This window comes from Paraburkholderia gardini, from assembly GCF_907164545.1.
Lineage (GTDB): Bacteria > Pseudomonadota > Gammaproteobacteria > Burkholderiales > Burkholderiaceae > Paraburkholderia > Paraburkholderia gardini.
Genome location: NZ_CAJQZB010000030.1, coordinates 1 through 16,470, shown reverse-complemented (window position 1 = coordinate 16,470; position 16,470 = coordinate 1). Strand labels below are relative to the sequence as shown.

15 protein-coding genes and 1 pseudogene are annotated in these 16,470 nt (G+C 59.2%); 4 read left to right on the top strand and 12 right to left on the bottom strand.

Annotated features, from left to right (window positions below):
- Positions 1–60 precede the first annotated feature (60 nt).
- From LPA37_RS19685 to urtA, 10 genes are all read right to left on the bottom strand, one after another.
- Complete coding sequence (locus LPA37_RS19685) at positions 61–366, bottom strand: urease subunit beta (protein ID WP_229013412.1); 306 nt, start codon at positions 364–366, stop codon at positions 61–63.
- 10 nt (positions 367–376) lie between these two features.
- On the bottom strand, positions 377–679 hold the full coding sequence (ureA, locus tag LPA37_RS19680) for an urease subunit gamma (protein WP_228973800.1): 303 nt from the start codon (positions 677–679) through the stop codon (positions 377–379).
- A gap of 97 nt (positions 680–776) precedes the next feature.
- Positions 777–1,580: a transporter substrate-binding domain-containing protein gene (locus LPA37_RS19675; RefSeq protein ID WP_229013411.1), complete on the bottom strand. Its 804-nt coding sequence runs from the start codon at positions 1,578–1,580 to the stop codon at positions 777–779.
- Between the two features lie 236 nt (positions 1,581–1,816).
- A complete protein-coding gene (locus LPA37_RS19670; RefSeq protein ID WP_228973804.1) occupies positions 1,817–2,698 on the bottom strand; it encodes an urease accessory protein UreD in 882 nt (293 codons plus the stop codon).
- A gap of 206 nt (positions 2,699–2,904) precedes the next feature.
- Positions 2,905–3,597 (bottom strand): urea ABC transporter ATP-binding subunit UrtE, encoded by a 693-nt coding sequence (gene urtE / locus LPA37_RS19665; protein ID WP_228973806.1) that lies wholly within the window; start codon positions 3,595–3,597, stop codon positions 2,905–2,907.
- A gap of 727 nt (positions 3,598–4,324) precedes the next feature.
- Positions 4,325–4,555: a hypothetical protein gene (locus LPA37_RS19660; protein WP_229013410.1), complete on the bottom strand. Its 231-nt coding sequence runs from the start codon at positions 4,553–4,555 to the stop codon at positions 4,325–4,327.
- Positions 4,545–5,411: an urea ABC transporter ATP-binding protein UrtD gene (gene urtD, locus LPA37_RS19655; RefSeq protein WP_228973809.1), complete on the bottom strand. Its 867-nt coding sequence runs from the start codon at positions 5,409–5,411 to the stop codon at positions 4,545–4,547. The genes LPA37_RS19660 and urtD overlap by 11 nt, the downstream gene beginning before the upstream one ends.
- Complete coding sequence (gene urtC, locus LPA37_RS19650; protein ID WP_228973812.1) at positions 5,411–6,592, bottom strand: urea ABC transporter permease subunit UrtC; 1,182 nt, start codon at positions 6,590–6,592, stop codon at positions 5,411–5,413. The genes urtD and urtC overlap by 1 nt, the downstream gene beginning before the upstream one ends.
- 1 nt (position 6,593) lies before the next feature.
- Positions 6,594–8,213, bottom strand: a complete 1,620-nt coding sequence (gene urtB, locus LPA37_RS19645; RefSeq protein ID WP_229013409.1) for an urea ABC transporter permease subunit UrtB — start codon at positions 8,211–8,213, stop codon at positions 6,594–6,596.
- Between the two features lie 108 nt (positions 8,214–8,321).
- Positions 8,322–9,617 carry an urea ABC transporter substrate-binding protein gene (urtA, locus tag LPA37_RS19640; protein ID WP_228973816.1) on the bottom strand — a complete coding sequence of 432 codons (1,296 nt, stop codon included), beginning with the start codon at positions 9,615–9,617 and terminating at the stop codon, positions 8,322–8,324.
- Positions 9,618–10,054: 437 nt separating this feature from the next.
- On the opposite strand from urtA, the pseudogene LPA37_RS19635 reads away from it, so the two are divergent.
- Positions 10,055–10,159: pseudogene (locus LPA37_RS19635) on the top strand (aminotransferase class III-fold pyridoxal phosphate-dependent enzyme); the annotation flags it as partial.
- 82 nt (positions 10,160–10,241) lie between these two features.
- On the opposite strand, the gene LPA37_RS19630 reads toward LPA37_RS19635, so the two are convergent.
- Both LPA37_RS19630 and LPA37_RS19625 read right to left on the bottom strand, forming a co-directional pair.
- Positions 10,242–10,565 carry a rhodanese-like domain-containing protein gene (locus LPA37_RS19630; RefSeq protein WP_229013408.1) on the bottom strand — a complete coding sequence of 108 codons (324 nt, stop codon included), beginning with the start codon at positions 10,563–10,565 and terminating at the stop codon, positions 10,242–10,244.
- A gap of 45 nt (positions 10,566–10,610) precedes the next feature.
- A complete protein-coding gene (locus tag LPA37_RS19625) occupies positions 10,611–11,264 on the bottom strand; it encodes a protein-L-isoaspartate O-methyltransferase family protein (protein WP_229013407.1) in 654 nt (217 codons plus the stop codon).
- 395 nt (positions 11,265–11,659) lie between these two features.
- Between LPA37_RS19625 and LPA37_RS19620 the strand changes: the two genes are divergently transcribed.
- The 3 genes from LPA37_RS19620 to LPA37_RS19610 all read left to right on the top strand — a co-directional run bounded on the left by LPA37_RS19620 (position 11,660) and on the right by LPA37_RS19610 (position 16,158).
- Positions 11,660–14,191 (top strand): glycoside hydrolase family 19 protein, encoded by a 2,532-nt coding sequence (locus LPA37_RS19620; RefSeq protein ID WP_229013406.1) that lies wholly within the window; start codon positions 11,660–11,662, stop codon positions 14,189–14,191.
- Complete coding sequence (locus LPA37_RS19615; protein ID WP_229013405.1) at positions 14,184–14,969, top strand: hypothetical protein; 786 nt, start codon at positions 14,184–14,186, stop codon at positions 14,967–14,969. Before LPA37_RS19620 ends, LPA37_RS19615 begins: the two co-directional genes overlap by 8 nt.
- A gap of 166 nt (positions 14,970–15,135) precedes the next feature.
- Positions 15,136–16,158, top strand: coding sequence for a hypothetical protein (locus LPA37_RS19610; RefSeq protein ID WP_229013404.1), 1,023 nt, complete (start codon positions 15,136–15,138; stop codon positions 16,156–16,158).
- The last annotated feature ends 312 nt before the right edge of the window (positions 16,159–16,470 follow it).

Sequence of the window (16,470 nt, the reverse complement as noted above, 5' to 3'; positions counted from 1 at the left end):
TATGAGTCCGGAAATGAGCGGCGCGATGAACAGGGGTTTCGATAGCGCGAAGTGCAGCGCTTAAAGCCTGCCCATCACCTTGCCGTTGAAACCGTAGACGACACGGTCACCCGCCAGTTCGACCAGTTCGACGGTACGTTCCTGGCCGGGCTCGAAGCGCACGGCGGTGCCGGCCGCGATGTTCAGGCGAAAGCCGCGCGCCGCTTCGCGGTCGAACGCGAGGGCCGCGTTGACCTCATGGAAATGGTAGTGCGAGCCGATCTGCACCGGACGGTCGCCGGTATTCGAAACCGTGACGGTCACCGTCGCGCGGCCCGCGTTCAGTTCGTGTTCACCATTGTCGGTGAACAGTTCGCCGGGGATCATGCGGGCTCCTTCACGGGATCGGATGGTGGACGGTCACGAGCTTCGTGCCGTCGGGAAACGTCGCTTCGACCTGGATATCGGGAATCATCTCCGGCACGCCTTCCATGACGTCGTCGCGCGTGAGGAGCGTGGTGCCGTAGTGCATCGCTTCGGCGACGGTCTTGCCGTCGCGCGCCGCTTCCATCAGCGCGGCCGAAATGAACGCGACGGCTTCCGGATAGTTCAGTTTCAGGCCGCGTGCGCGACGCCGCTCGGCGAGCAGTGCGGCGGTGAAGATCAGGAGCTTGTCCTTTTCGCGAGGTGTCAGCTTCATCGGATGGGTGAGTGGCTACGTGGGTACGTGATTGAGCCCGCGCGGCAGCGCGGACCCAGTGGCAGGTCAGTCTATAACAGGTCGACCCGTGCGCGGCTTACAGACTGGAAGGCAGCGCGGCGCCGAACCACTTTTTCGACATCGCGTTGAGCGTGCCGTCCTGCTTCGCGGCGGCGATCGCGGCATCGACCTTCTGCAAGAGACGCGTTTCGCCCTTGTTCAGCCCCACGAAGCACGGCGAATTCTTGATGACGAACTTCGGCTCCGGACGGCGCGGCGGATTCTTCGCGAGGATCGAAGCCGCGACGATGTTGCCCGCCGCGATCAACTGCACCTGGCCCGACAGGAACGCGGCGATCGTCGCGTTGTTGTCTTCGAAGCGCTTGATCGTCGCGTTCGGCGCCATCTGCGTGAGGGCGACTTCTTCAAGTGCGCCGCGCGTCGCGCCCACCGTTTTGCCGGTGAGATCGGCGGGGCTGCTGACCTTGATGTCGGCCGGGCCGAAGACACCCTGATAGTACGGCGCGTAGGCCGTCGAAAAATCGATGACCTTCTCGCGATCCGGCGTCTTGCCGAGCGATGAGATCACGAGATCGACCTTGTTCGTCTGCAGATAGGGAATGCGGTTCGCGCTGTTCACCGGCACGAGTTCGAGCTTCACGTGCATCGATTTCGCGAGCAGCGCGGCGGTGTCGATGTCATAGCCTTGCGGCTTCATGTCCGGGCCGACCGAGCCGAACGGCGGATAGTCCTCCGGCACGGCGACCTTGAGCGTGCCGGACTTCACGATGTTGTCGAGCGCATCGGCGTGAGCGGTGCCGGCGAAGCAGACGAGGGCGGGCGAAACCAGCAGCGCGGCAAGCCATGCGCGGCGCGAACGGCGGACGATCGGTTGGGTCATGTTGTTTTTCATGGGCGTGTAGTCCGGCGAACCGGGTGACTGCCGTCGAAGATGCGGCAGCGTCGAGGCGCTAACCACAGCAAGCCGTGTGCCATGACTGTGCAACAAGGGCGCGCGGCAAGGAGCGCACAGGGTGGCACCACATCCGGGCACGCGCCGCGCGATTGTTGCGCCGGTTTGGTGCGTCGGGCTTTGGCGCCGGTACGGTTCTTTTGAGGGCGCGTGGCTTTTGGGCCTTACGTCGTCCAGATTCGCAGCGGCACGGCTTCGACACCGTGAACCACCGGGCGCAGGTGTAGCCAGCACTGCGTCAATGCACGTTGCAGCGTTTCCATCGATCGCGATACGGCGCGCACCAGCAGCACATTTTCGCTGACACATGAGGCGGCGGCGCGCAGGGTATCGTCGAACGGGAGTTGCGCGGTGAGGGTTTCGGCGAGCGTGTCGCTACATGCCGGGCCTACGGCCCATAGCGTGCCGTAGGCGGGGAAGCCGTCGAGGCCTTGTGCCGAATCGCGCAGCGGATCGGTTGCCGTGAGCTGGGCGCGTTCGAGCCACAGCAGTTTTCCGTCGCTGCCGACGATACGCGACACCGCATGGAGCGTGCCGGCCGACCAGCGTTCACCGGCAGCCTGGCGACCGAGCTGCGTCGCATCCCAGCCGAGGGCGGTTGCGCCTTTCGCCAGCGTCAGCGAGAAGTCCAGGTCTGCGTGTGCGTGATCGAAGACGATGTTGTTTTGCGGGAGCCAGTCGAGTCTTGCATTTTCGCCGACGCGGATATCGATGCGTTGCCGCGCCGTTCGACCGTTCGACTTGTACCACCTGGTGGCGCCGGGCGTCGTGAGGACCGCGTGCGTGGCGGAGCCGAGCGAGACGTCGACGTCGAGCCGGTCGCCGCCCGCGACGCCGCCGGGCGGATGGACGATCACGGCGTGACAGATCGCATGACCTTCCGGATAGAGGGGACGTTGCACGCGCAACGGACCGTCATGAAGACGATGCGAGAGCGTGGTGCGTTCGCCTTGCTGCGTGAAGCCGAGTTCGAGACGCGCGCGCCACTCGCGATGAGCGACGGATTGCGCGCTGACGAGTGCAGCGTGATTTTCGTGAAGCGACATCGGGTGGGCGTTCGAAAATGGAGCGGCGGTGTAGTCGCGCGGGGCGACGGCTTGTCGACGGATTGTACTGCCGGGCGCGGCGCATGAGCCGGACTGCGTCGTCACCGGACGACGGCTACTGTGCTGCGGATTGGGAGCCGTGCGGCGACGCAGACGAGGAGTCGAATAGCGGCGCGTTGCCTGCTGGCTGATGCCGGGTTGAGCGATCAGACGGCGATGAGCGTGCGCACGCCGTCTGCGTCCATATTGGCGCCTTCGCCGCCGGCGACGATTTCACCGCGACTCATGACCCAGTAGCGGTCGGCGATGGCTTTGGCGAAGTCGTAATACTGTTCGACGAGGAGGACGGTGAGGTTCATTTCCTCGACGAGTTGACGTAGCGTCCGGCCGATATCCTGGATGATGGAGGGCTGGATACCTTCGGTGGGTTCATCGAGGATGAGGAGTTGCGGGTCGCTCATGAGGGCACGGCCGATGGCGAGTTGTTGCTGCTGACCGCCGGAGAGGTCGCCGCCGCGGCGGGCGCGCATGTCTTTCAGGACTGGGAAGAGTTCATAGATCCTGTCCGGGATTTTCGATGGGGCTTTTTTGCTGGCTGCGCCGACGAGGAGATTTTCTTCGACTGTGAGACGCGGGAAGATATCGCGGCCTTGTGGCACGTAGGCGAGGCCTTGCGCGACGCGCGCGTGGGTGGGGAGTCTGGTGAGAGGGGTATCACGCCAGGTGATCGAACCGCTTTTTGTCTGGACGGTGCCCATCAGACAGCGCAGGAGCGTTGTTTTGCCGACGCCATTGCGGCCGAGCAGTACGGTGAGTTTGCCGTCCGGCACGGTGAGTTTTACATCGCGGAGGATGTGGCTGCCGCCGTAGTACTGGTTTAGTTTTGTTACTTCTAGCATTTTGGGTTTTGCCTTTGCTGGGTTTTTTGGTTTCTGATCAGGGTTCTTGCTTTGGCCTTTCCTTGCATTCATGTTGGTCTATTAGCGTTGCCCCTGTGCGGGGCGGCATTCTGATTTTATCTTGCTGATGCGGGTTCTTGCTTTGGCCTTTCCTTGTGTTCGTGTCGGTCTATTAGCGTTGCCCCTGTGCGGGGCGGCACTTACTTTTCTTTGTCTTCCAAAGAAAAGTAAGCAAAAGAAAGGCGCTTCGAAAACTCATTTCTTCCAGGTGTGTCATCAATCGGGAATGGCAACCCATGAAGTGTTGCCCTCGCACTTCAGCCGACATCGGTCCCCGCGCGATTCCGTCCCTCGCACAGCAGCACCCATGACAAAGCACTCATCCATCCGACTCCGCACTGCGTGCGTCGCCGTTCGGCATAACACCCACCGCTCACACCCACCGCTCACACCCACTGCTCACACCCAGCACCCATCGGTCCGACCCAACCGCGACGCACGCAGTGCGAAGCGGCGTGAATGACTGCCTTGTCACGGGCACGGACCGCGCGCGGGACGGAATCGCGCGGGGACCCATGCCGGCTGAAGTGCGGGGGCGACACTTCGCGGGTTGCCATTCCCCGGCGATGATGCACCAGGAAAAGATGGCCTTTCGAAGCGCCTTTCTTTTGCCTACTTTTCTTTGGAAGACAAAGAAAAGTAGGTGCCGCCCCGCACAGGGGCGACGCTAATAGACCGACATGAATGCAAGGAAAGGCCAAAGCAAAAACCCGCATCGGCAAGAGAAAACCAGAATGCCGCCTCGCACAGGGGCAACACTAATAGACCGACACGAATTCAAGGAAAGGCCAAAAAAACCAGAAAAACCAGAAAAACCAGAAAAACCAGAAAAACCAGAAAAACCAGAAAAACCAGAAAAACCAGAAAAACCAGAAAAACGAAAAAGCCTATCTGCCAAGATAAGACTCAATAACCGTTTCGTCCTGCTTAACCTCATCAAGCGACCCATGAGCCAGAACACGTCCTTCAGCCATAACGGTGACCCGCCCGGCGTCACCAGCAAGCGCGGCGACAAACTCCATATCATGTTCGACCACCATCATCGAACACGTCCCCCGCAATTTATCAAGCAAAACCGCGAGCTCCATGGTCTCATCATCAGTCATCCCGGCAGCAGGCTCATCGAGCAACAAAAGAGCTGGCTGCTGCATCAACAACATCCCGATTTCAAGCCGCTGCTTCTGCCCATGCGATAACTCGCCAGCCAGTCTCCGAGCCTCGCTCTCAAGACGAATCAGCACCAGCGTCTCCTCGATACGAGCTTGGGCCTCCCGATCCAGCCGCGCCCGCAAAGAAGCCCACCAGCCCTTGTCTGCCTTCATCGCCAGTTCAAGGTTCTCCCACACGGGATGCTGCTCGAATACAGTTGGCTTCTGGAACTTGCGCCCAATCCCGGCGCGCGCAATCGAAGGCTCGTTCATCCGCGTCAGGTCGATCGTCTGACCCAGAAACACCTTGCCCGAATCGGGCGCGGTCTTGCCGGTGATGACGTCCATCATCGTCGTCTTGCCCGCGCCGTTCGGCCCGATAATGCAGCGCAGTTCGCCCACATCGATCGACAGCGACAACGCATTCAACGCACGAAAGCCGTCGAAACTCACCGTGACGTCTTCCAGATAAAGAATCGCGCCGTGCGATACATCGATCTCGCCAGGCGTAACAACTCTCCCCATCGAAGCAACGCCGCTCAACGTGCGCCCACCATCGAATCCGTCAGGCACGGCAAGGTCGGGCACCATCGGGTTCTCGTTCATCACGGCTTCCTCCGCCGCATGGCGAGCTCGATCAGTCCCATGATTCCGTTCGGCAAAAAGAGCGGTACAAGCACGAAAATCGCCCCCAGAAAGAACAGCCAGTATTCAGCGAAGTTCGCCGTGAAAAAACTCTTCGCGCCGTTCACCGCAAACGCGCCGATGATCGGTCCGATCAACGTGCCGCGTCCGCCCACCGCCACCCAGATCGCCATTTCGATCGAGTTGCCCGGCGACATCTCGCCCGGATTGATGATGCCGACCTGCGGCACATACAGCGCACCCGCAATCCCGCACAGCACGGCCGACAGGGTCCATACGAAAAGCTTGTACGCAAGCGGACTGTAGCCAAGGAACATCAGCCGTGTCTCGCCGTCACGCACGGCCGTGACGACGCGTCCAAGCTTCGATGTCACGATCGCACGCGCACCGATGAACGACAGCACGAGCACCGCGAACGTGATCAGCAACAGGGCCGTGCGCGTGCCCGGGTGCGTGACCGGAAAGCCGGCGATGCGCTTGAAATCGGTAAAGCCGTTGTTGCCGCCGAAGCCGGTTTCATTGCGGTAAAACAGCAGCATCGCGGCAAACGTCATCGCCTGTGTGATGATCGACAGATACACGCCCTTGACCCGCGAGCGGAACGTGAAAAAGCCGAACACCCATGCAATCACCGCCGGCACCAGCACGACCAGCAGCAACGCGTACCAGAAGTGCTGTGTGCCTTGCCAGTACCAGGGCAGCGCGTGCCAGTCGAGAAACACCATGAAGTCGGGCAGATCGCTGCCGTATTTGCCGTCGTGGCCAATCGCGCGCATCAGATACATGCCGATCGCGTAGCCGCCAAGCGCGAAGAAGAGCGCGTGCCCCAGACTCAGAATGCCGCAATAGCCCCACACGAGATCGAGCGCAAGCGCTGCGATCGCGTAACACATGAATTTGCCGGCCAGCGTCATCGCATACGCGGACAGGTGGAATGCGCTCGACTCAGGCAGCACGAGCGCGGTGAACGGCACGCCCAGCCCGATCGCGATGATGAGCGCGATCAGCGCCTGCCACGCGCGGCGCGATAGCAGCGCGGGACGCGGCGGCAAGCCGAGTGCGAAGCCGGATAGCGCGGCGCGTTCGTCCGGCGCATCCGTACGCGCGGGCGAAACCGGGGCGGAAGAGGTCACGGATGTCATCTCATGCCTCCGCGCTGCGGCCCTTCAGGGCAAACATGCCCTGCGGACGCTTCTGGATGAACAGCACGATCAGCACGAGCACGGCGATCTTCGCGAGCACGGCGCCCCAGAACGGCTCGATCGCCTTGCTGACGAGGCCCAGCCCAAAGCCGCCAATGACCGTCCCGGCCAGTTGTCCGACGCCGCCCAGCACCACCGCCATGAACGAATCGATGATGTAGCTCTGCCCGAGATCGGGACCGACGTTGCCGATCTGCGAAAGCGCGCAGCCGCCAAGGCCCGCGATGCCGGCGCCGAACGCGAACGCATACGAATCGACGCGCGCGGTCTTCACGCCGACGCACGCAGCCATGCGGCGGTTCTGCGTGACGGCGCGCACAAAGAGACCCAGACGGGTTTTCGTCAGCACGGCCCACGCAATGCCGACGACGATCATCGAGAACGCCAGAATCGCCAGTCGGTTATACGGCAGGATCAAACCCGGCAACGCGGTGACGCCGCCGCTCATCCACGAAGGATTCACCACCTGCACGTTCTGCGCGCCGAACAGCATGCGCGTGGCCTGAATCAGGATCAGGCTGATCCCGAAGGTGGTAAGCAGCGTCTCGAGCGGACGTCCATACAGATGTTTCAGCACGAGCCGCTCGAGCACGATGCCGACCAGCGCGGCGGCGGCAAACGAAGCGGGAATCGCAAGGAGCGGATACCAGTCGAACGCGCCGGGTGCGAAGCGCTGCACGAGGTTTTGCACCACGTAAGTCGCATAGGCGCCGATCATCAGGAATTCGCCGTGCGCCATGTTGATCACGCCGATCAGGCCATACGTGATCGCAAGCCCCAGCGCCGCGAGCAGCAGCACGCTGCCAAGCGAAAGACCGGCGAACAGCGTGCCCGCGATCTGGCTGCGTCGCTGGATCGAATCGAGTTCGTCGATACCGGCTTGCGCGGCCGCGCGCACGCGGGCATCGCTTTCGACGAACGTGCCGTCGGGTTTCTTCACGACGAGCGGCCGCAGCAGTTCGTTCATGTCGAGATCGTGCCGCGCGGCGACGAGCTGCACGGCTTCGAGGCGCTTCGCCGCGTCGCTGTCGTGCAGCGCGGTCATCGCCCAGAGCGTATCGAGACGCTTCTTGAGAGTAGGGTCGGTCTCCTTCGCGCGCGCCCGGTCGATCATCGGCTTCATCGCAGCATCCGGGTTCTTCAGCAACGCATCGATCGCGGCACCGCGCGCGGCCGGATCGGCGTCGTCGAGCGCCAGGCCCGACACGGCGCCCGACACCTTCGAGCGCAAAATGTTGTTCAGCGTGACCGGCTGCGCGCCATCGGCGGCAACGGTCTTGCCGGTCACGGCGTCGCGTGCGGTGTCGTTATCCTGAATTAGCATCTCGCCGGAATCGGTCGCGAGTGCGTTGTCTTCAGACAGCGCCTTCAGCAGCGCCAGCGAAGGCGCGTCGTGGCTGGCAATCAGTCTGTCGATGGCGGCGGACTTCGCATCGAAGTCGTCGCCGGCGAGCGGCGCGACATCCGCCGCGCTCAGCGCATGAGCGCTCACCGGCATCAACGCGACGAGCGCGAGGCCGACGCATGCACGCCCTGCTGACCTGAAAGTAAGAAACGCCATGGTGGCCTTTGAAGATGAAGCGGCAGGGCGGCGCGGCATCGAACGCGAAACGGTGCCGCGCCGTCGTTACAGCGCTATAGCAGTGCTACCCCGAAACCAGCGCGGCGATCACGCCACGCGCGAGCGGCGCAGGAACGCCGGGATCGACGAGACGACGTCCGGCTTGCCGGCGTTGCCCGCGATATACGGGCTCCACGGTTGCGCGCGCACGGTGGTTTTCGTGCGCCACACGACGTTGAACTGGCCGTCGGCGCGCACTTCGCCGATCATCACCGGCTTGTGCAGATGGTGGTTGCCGTCCATCTCGAGCGTGAAGCCCGAGGGCGCCGCCACCTTCTGGCCGATCATCGCGACGCGCACCTTGTCGACATCCGTGCTCTTCGCTTTTTCGACAGCCTGCTTCCACATATGGATGCCGACGAAGGTGGCTTCCATCGGGTCGTTGGTCACGCGTTTCGTGCCGCCCGGCAGGTTCTGCGACTTGACCCACGCGGCCCACTGTTCCTTGAACTTCGTGTTGGCCGGGCTCTTCACCGACATGAAGTAGTTCCACGCAGCCAGATTGCCGACGAGCGGCTTCGTATCGATACCGCGCAACTCCTCTTCGCCCACCGAGAACGCGACGACCGGCACATCCGTCGCCTTCAGCCCCTGGTTGCCGAGCTCCTTGTAGAACGGCACGTTCGAATCGCCGTTGACGGTCGAGATCACGGCCGTCTTGCCGCCCTGCGAGAACGTCTTGATGTTCGCGACGATGGTCTGATAGTCGCTGTGGCCGAACGGCGTATAGACCTCCTGGATGTCGGCTTCCTGCACGCCTTTGTCCTTCAGGAACGCACGCAGGATCTTGTTCGTCGTACGCGGGTACACGTAGTCGGTGCCGAGCAGGAAGAAGCGCCTGGCGCCGCCGCCTTCGGCGCTCATCAGGTATTCGGTGGCCGGGATGGCCTGCTGGTTCGGCGCCGCGCCCGTATAGAACACGTTGCGCGACATTTCCTCGCCTTCGTATTGCACCGGGTAGAAGAGCAGGCCGTTCAGTTCCTCGAACACCGGCAGCACCGATTTGCGCGACACTGATGTCCAGCAGCCGAACACCACGGCGCATTTGTCCTGCGTGAGCAGCTGGCGAGCCTTTTCGGCAAAGAGCGGCCAGTTCGATGCCGGATCGACGATAACCGGTTCGATCTGCCGGCCCATCACGCCACCGCTCTTGTTGATCTCCGCGATGGTCATCAGCGCGGTGTCTTTCAGTGAGGTCTCCGAGATCGCCATCGTGCCCGACAGCGAGTGCAGGATGCCGACCTTGATCGGACCGCTGCTCTGGGCGTTTGCGAAAGGACTCTGGCCCGCGAGCGCGAGTGCGCCCGACATCGAGCCGAATTTCAGCAGACTGCGACGTTTCATCTGTGCTTCCCCTTGCCATCTGGATGGTGACTGATATGGGCGCCGGTATCGGTATCGCGCCGACGGTTTTAAATGCCTCGTGCCCCGTTCCTACTGCAAGGCATATGCCAGGCGGTAAATCATTCCTGAAGACCCCGCAAGGCCGCCGTCATGCGGGCAGGCGTTTCGCGGCGTTATGCGGCTTGGGGACGAAAGTGGTGCACGACCAGACGTTGCGCATCGTGACGGTGCGTGCCGCGCTGCAACCGCGCGCATCCCCTGGGGCGCGGGCGGCGGCGGTGCATCGGGCGACGCGTCGGTGTGCATGCCGTCGCCGCTGCCAGCGCTGAAAGATCCGCTGGAAGACTTGCAGGAAGAGCCGTCGGAAGAGCCAGCTTCGAGGAATCAGCGCGAAACCCTTGGAACGTCTGATCCGTCAGCCGGCGGCGCAGCCGGATCGCTGGACAGGCGACATCCTGGTGTTGTCGCCGCTCATCATCGATGAAGCGCAGATCGACGAGATCTTCACGACGGTGGCTGAAGTGCTGCGCGAGACCGACTAGCGGCGCGTTTTCGCGGCTGCAATGAAAAACGGGCGTCTCCATTCAGGAGACGCCCGTTTTGACATGCGACGCGGGTGATGGCTCAGTAAGTCGGAACCGACGGATCGACCTGACGCGACCAGGCGTCGATGCCGCCCTGCAGATTGAACACCTTCGTGTGGCCGCGCGATTCGAGGAACATCGCGACCTGCGCGCTGCGTGCGCCGTGGTGGCATACGCAGACGATTTCCGCGTCGTCTTCGAGTTCTTCGCTGCGCGCCGGGATTTCGCGCATCGGAATCGACGTGCTGCCGGCGATCTTCGCGGTTTCGATTTCCCAGGGTTCGCGCACGTCGAGCAGGACGGGCGCGGCGCGCGACGTATCAGCGAGCCATTCGGCCAGCGCGGGAGCAGTCAGGTTTTGCATCAGATGAATAGTCCGTGACGTCGATGGGGTCGGGGGTAGCGCTGCTCAGAACTTGAAGCGCGGCGGCTGCACGGCGTTGATCAGCGGCTCGACATAGGTTTCGAACACGTCGGCGATGCGGTACTGCTTCTCGTCGATGCGCGTGATGATCTGCGCCTTCATGACGGGCGCCGTGCCGACGAACGCGGCGAGACGGCCGCCCACTTTCAGCTGGTCGAGGATTTCCTGCGGCAGAACCGGCAGGCCGCCCGACACGCAGATCACGTCGTAAGGCGCGGCGCCGGCCCAGCCTCGCGATGCGTCGCCGGTGGCGACTTCGGCGTTCAGCACGCCGTTGTTCGCGAGATTCGTGCGGGCGAGTTCGGCGAGTTCCGGCTCGATGTCGACGGTCAGCACGTGATGTGCGCGGTGCGCGAGCAGCGCGGCCATATAGCCTGCGCCTGCACCGATTTCCAGCACGCTTTCGTGTTTCCGGACAGCCAGTTCCTGCAGCACGCGTGCCTCGACGCGCGGCGCCAGCATGTGCTGGCCGGCGGGCAGCGGCACTTCGAAGTCGACGAACGCCACGTTCGCGTAGGCCCGGGGGACGAAGTTCTCACGCTTGACGATCGAGAGCAGGTTCAGCACGTCCTGGTCCAGCACTTCCCAGGGGCGAATCTGCTGTTCGATCATGTTGAAACGCGCTTGCTCGATATTCATGATTGTTTTCGACGGGTTGAAATGCAGCCGGATGGGGTGGGGAACTGCGGGATTGTACCAAACCGGGGGCGGGTTCCGTGTTGGGGCGGGCCGGAGGTTGGAATCCCGCGACGTTTGTCGAGCGCCCCGGCAGCGAGCTAGTTTCCGTTGCGCTTGTATCTAACTGACCGTCCGATGTTTGGGCTTTGCGCTATCTCCGGTAGGAGGCTTCGGCGAAGTCTTTTCGCCGTTTCGGGCCTGTCCTGGTTGTCCGGGTGCGACCTTGCGATCGTGGGGCACATCTATTGATCTTAATCATCTGACGATAGTTTTTCGAGATGTTCTTTGACGGTAGCATCGCCGCACGCAGTTGCGATCAGTGATGCACCATTCTGGTTTCCTAAATAGATATAACGATGGAAAATACGAACCCGGTTAGCCTCCTCAAACGGTTGCGCTTTGCGTTTCCATTTCGCAGGAAGGCTCAAGGCGATTCAACGTCGCCGACCGAATTCACTGACGAGCATGATTTCCACAAACTATTGAAGCAGGAGCCGTCGGGCAGCTACTCCGTCAGTGCGAAGGGCATGTGGCACGGTGGAATTCATGTTACCGAGGCCGGAGCCGGTCAATCTCTGGACCTGAGGTATGGCGTGCGAAGCATTGCCAGGGGCGAAGTGGTCGCATGGCGTGCCAACCGCGCCTGCCCGGTCAGCGAGATTCCTGCCGAGAACGGCAAGCCGGCGATCAGCGCGCCGTACAGCACGGGGTTTGCGCTGGTGCGTCACGCGATGGAGTTTCCGCGAGGTACGACGCTCAGGTTTTTCGCGCTGTACATGCATCTGCAGGATCTCGCGGGCTATGAAAACGATACGTCACTGGAGAGGCCTGCGTACTGGTTGACGGAGTTCAAGGTCACCGGGTTTGCCCGGGACAGGCCTCACGCCGGCCCGAACGGACAGATGGCTCCCGCCGGGCAGCAAGGGATAAGGATTCGCGCGAGCCGGCCGCACGGCACGATCCTCGGCATTCTGCCGCAGGGGGCACAGGTCAGCATCGGCCAACGCGAGGGAGACTGGGGCAAGCTGACGGATACGCATGGCGCGCAACTGGTCGCGCCGACGGTGGGCGGGCTTGTAGCGACGAACGCGGCGAGTGGATGGATTTTCCTGGGCAAGGAGAACGGCGGTCCCGTCGTCGAGGAAGTCATGCCGGATTCATCGCTCGATCGCGTGGTCGTGCCGCCCGTGCCGTTTCCCGTCAAGGCAGGTGACCTGATCGGTCATCTGGGGCGCTATGACTCGCTGAGTCAGCCAGGCGCAAACCGCATGGTTCACATCGAGGTGTTCTGTGACGACAGCATCAAGTCGTTTCTGGAGCAGGGTCGAACGTGGATCCGCAATAACGGGGCGCATCCTGACCGATGGCAGCAGTTGGGACTGTCCGGCGACCCGACGATTCTGCGTGTCGATAAGGGCACGAGCCTGTACCGGCCAGCGAGCCAGCCCGGGCAGAATCCGCAGCCGGGGCAGAATCCACCGCAGACGGGCGTCATCCAGGTGTCCACGTTTTCCGGACTGGCGAAGCACAGCGAACAGTATGTGGAAACTGACCCGGGTTCAGACGACCTGAAACTGCACTGGTGGCACGTAGACAGCGCCGACGTGCGAGGCAATCCCATCGATGGCTGGGTGCGGGAACAGAATTTCGCGGGCGGTCGCGTGACCCGGGAGTTCGCGCAGTCGTGGATCGACTTCCTGCCCCTGGAGGACGCGCACGATCCGGCGCACACCATGTTTGCAACCACGAAAGCGTTTGTCGACTATTCGACAGGCGCGGATGTGCCGGAGCCGGCCGCGATTGGCAAACTCAGTCCACTGATGGCATCGGTCTATCGAGCGCTCTATCCGACCGGCGACGGCAGCAGGGCCGCGGACGAACTGTACGCGGCTGCGGAGAATCGGTGGACTGCCTTGCGCATGTCGCGGTTGATCATCAGGCACGAGAGCGAGTGGGCCAATCCCGAGAAGTGGAAGCAGCTCATCGCGGAGATTGAAAAGCAGACCGGCCCGCAGGCTCAGCATGAGGCCGAGCAGAAGCGGATTGAAAAGCTGGTCTGGTGGGATGAGGTCAAGGCGGGTGTGCCTGATTTGCCCGAATCGGACGTGTTTCATATTCATCCGATTGGGTTGGTGGGGAATTTTGCCCGCAAAAATATCATGTGCAAGAAGTGTGGTGCGTCAATCACATTGACCGGAGAATTTTTGAGAAAAATTGCCCCCAATGCTAACGCTAACTTCCTTCATGAATTAATCCGTGCTTCAGCCGATTTATTTCCGAAATACGGTATTAATAGTTGCCATCAGATAAAGCATTTATTGGCGCAGGCCAAGGTCGAGACGAAACGCTTTACTGTATTCAGAGAGTCGCTCAACTATGTAAGCTATACTGGGCAGAGCTTATATAATATGGCTCCCACTGCAATTAATAATGGATTCACTCGCAAACAGCTGACCTTTGCAACTCCTGCAGCAAAGATCGCATGGATTCAAGACCATTTGATCGCAAATGATCCTGCCTATGGAGAGCACTGTTTCGGTACGAACGAACAGCCTGGAAAAGACTTCCGCGGTCGTGGTTTATTACAGTTGACTCATTACGAGACATACGAACGCTGCGCACAGGCGATTGGTTATCCTATTGATAGGCAACCAGAGCTAGTCGAAAATAACCTCGACGTTATTATAGAAACTGGATTGTGGTTTTGGAGTGACAGGGGGATTGGTTTGATTGCCGACAATCCTGCCAATATCGGCGATGATGGGGTTAGGAAGGTTACTTATCCGATAAATTCCGCATACAAAGGCCTTCCAGATCGGCAACAATTTAAAAGAGAAATATCTGTCATATTCAATCATGATTTTTCGTCGGGGTGTACTGATGATTAAAGGCTGCCTTCTTTTGACTATCGTCCTTATAAGTGGTTCGGTATATGCGAAGAGCACATGTGCGGATATCCACGGTCAGCAAAGCTATCCGCCGCTCACCATAGCGAACGGAACTATTTGTTTTGTTCAGGAGCCGGTATTGGATCCTAAGACCAGTGCGCCGATCGATGCTAAGGCGATTTATTTGTACTATATTTCCAATGGAAGTTCTCCCGTAAGGGCAGAAGGACGGAGCCTCTTGTACGATGATACGCCCGGTGAAATTGTCGACGCATTTTCATCGCGTTGCGGTCGCGGTCATCATGAAAAAGTCTTCGTGATCCATTCCTTCGAGGTACGCGAATCTCTCGTACAGGCGAATTCATCGGGCAAATTTTATTCGGTCTTTGTATTTGACCCGATCGGGAACACCCTGCGTCTCGATGAGCGGGCTTCCGCTTGGTTTGGGGCCGACTACAGCTGGCTATCTGACGGGCGAAGGGTAATTTATAAATTTCCCTTTCAGTCAAAAAAGGACGTTCTGCAGGCAATGGATTCTCCTTTCGCCTTGCTGATGAACAGGGAAAAGTCGATTCCCGTTAGAGTGAAACGTAAAAGCTATCTGTTCGAAAGCCCTAATGTTATGAATAAGACTAGGAAATATCTGATCGAAGGAGATCGAGCTATCGTTGACGAGGCTGTAGCTGGATGGTGCCACGTTAGCTATTCCCGAGGCGCGAAACCATTAGAGATGTGGCTAATGTGTAGTGCGGTTGACATTAATGCACAGGTAAAATAGCCAGATCAGCCGGTGATTTATTGGACGACGGTTATCCGCGTGCAGGTGGAGGAGGTCGATTTCTGTTAAATATTACATCCATCATAAAATACAAAATTGTTACGCTTCGATTGCTGAAGTTGAGAAATTTATTTTCCCCAAAAAAATCAGTTTGAAAAACTTAGTGATGAGCAGAAGATTATCAAAATATATTGAATTTTCGATATATGTTTGGATTATATTGTTTTTTCGGCCAGCGATTTCAGGCGAACTCGCCGGTCAGACCGATTCTGGCCGAAACTTCATCATCACGACAAGCAACGTCGAAAAATCTTCCAATTCTGATGGTGTATGGGGATCAATGCGTTTGACTTATGAGATTGACGGACAGAGAGTATCGCGAAAAATTTATACCTTTTCCATTAATGCGCCGGCCATGGTCAGCAAGAGTGGGCTCGGCCTTGTAACCGTCTCGGAAAAGGTGGGTGGCATGAATGGAAGTTACAAGGTGACATACCTCGATCCGGTCGATGATGGTCTGGTTACCATTGGGGCGATCGAGTTAAGCATGGACAACGGAAAGTATGTTGAAATCAACCGAAGTTCACCGGAATGGATAAAACAAGCCAGTCTGGACGAAATATCAAGAATCGTTAAATCAATTTCGCTCAATCGAGGGGAGTTCACGGATGCCGTCCGGACTCAATCACTTGATGATGCGATGGTTTTCTTTGCCATTCCCGGGTTGATGGATGAAATTCGAAAACTCGATGCGGAGTTTCCAGATAATTACTCGCGTCAACTGAATAAAAAAGTCGATTCGTCGATGGCTAATTTGATCAGGCGCGAGTTTATGGGGCGCGGAATTAGCCTGTGCGACAGCAATCAGTTTGACATCTTCGTCTGCAATCTTGAAAGAAAGGCTATTTCCGTTTGCATAGACAGAAAGAATGACTTTGAAGTGTTGCAATATCGAGTCGGCTCAGCGCGAAAAGTTGAGCTTTCATTGGAGAAGTCATTCGTTGCCGGCGCGACAGATGGAGCGCGCTCTGAATCGTTCAGAAACGGTGAATTTCGCTATACCGTCGATTTTGATGGCGAAAAGAATTCGCACTGGGCTGGTGTAACTGTTGAGCAAAATGGCATTCTCATTTCCAGGCAGCAGTGTCGCTCCGAAAAATTTGAACCATATATTCTTCCTGAGAAATGAGCGAACCAAGCCGGAAATATGATTTAAAGACTATTAATAGATATGTGAAGTGGGAAGTCGGGTTAAAGATGTTTTATGCGGAAACGTATCCGTGAAATAATGAGTCGGCCCTGAACAATCGGGCGAGCCTTGAGCGGTAAGGCGTTGATATGGAAATGGGGTTGTAGGAATTGCAGGAACCTGGCAAATTGAAGGCTGAATCCTGCAATTTCTGGCGAGGTTTGGACGGGTCCGAAGGAGGCTGTAACGGAGGGCGATTTGTTCCGGCATCCGCTGCGCGAGCAGATCAATCTGAAGCATCTATATGAACGG

What these genes read in the sequence shown, in the direction of transcription:
- LPA37_RS19685 (WP_229013412.1), bottom strand. Translation starts at nt 366, where the DNA reads ATGATCCCCGGCGAACTGTTCACCGACAATGGTGAACACGAACTGAAC.
- ureA (WP_228973800.1), bottom strand. Translation starts at nt 679, where the DNA reads ATGAAGCTGACACCTCGCGAAAAGGACAAGCTCCTGATCTTCACCGCC.
- LPA37_RS19675 (WP_229013411.1), bottom strand. Translation starts at nt 1,580, where the DNA reads ATGACCCAACCGATCGTCCGCCGTTCGCGCCGCGCATGGCTTGCCGCG.
- LPA37_RS19670 (WP_228973804.1), bottom strand. Translation starts at nt 2,698, where the DNA reads ATGTCGCTTCACGAAAATCACGCTGCACTCGTCAGCGCGCAATCCGTC.
- urtE (WP_228973806.1), bottom strand. Translation starts at nt 3,597, where the DNA reads ATGCTAGAAGTAACAAAACTAAACCAGTACTACGGCGGCAGCCACATC.
- urtD (WP_228973809.1), bottom strand. Translation starts at nt 5,411, where the DNA reads ATGAACGAGAACCCGATGGTGCCCGACCTTGCCGTGCCTGACGGATTC.
- urtC (WP_228973812.1), bottom strand. Translation starts at nt 6,592, where the DNA reads ATGACATCCGTGACCTCTTCCGCCCCGGTTTCGCCCGCGCGTACGGAT.
- urtB (WP_229013409.1), bottom strand. Translation starts at nt 8,213, where the DNA reads ATGGCGTTTCTTACTTTCAGGTCAGCAGGGCGTGCATGCGTCGGCCTC.
- urtA (WP_228973816.1), bottom strand. Translation starts at nt 9,617, where the DNA reads ATGAAACGTCGCAGTCTGCTGAAATTCGGCTCGATGTCGGGCGCACTC.
- LPA37_RS19630 (WP_229013408.1), bottom strand. Translation starts at nt 10,565, where the DNA reads ATGCAAAACCTGACTGCTCCCGCGCTGGCCGAATGGCTCGCTGATACG.
- LPA37_RS19625 (WP_229013407.1), bottom strand. Translation starts at nt 11,264, where the DNA reads ATGAATATCGAGCAAGCGCGTTTCAACATGATCGAACAGCAGATTCGC.
- LPA37_RS19620 (WP_229013406.1), top strand. Translation starts at nt 11,660, where the DNA reads ATGGAAAATACGAACCCGGTTAGCCTCCTCAAACGGTTGCGCTTTGCG.
- LPA37_RS19615 (WP_229013405.1), top strand. Translation starts at nt 14,184, where the DNA reads ATGATTAAAGGCTGCCTTCTTTTGACTATCGTCCTTATAAGTGGTTCG.
- LPA37_RS19610 (WP_229013404.1), top strand. Translation starts at nt 15,136, where the DNA reads ATGAGCAGAAGATTATCAAAATATATTGAATTTTCGATATATGTTTGG.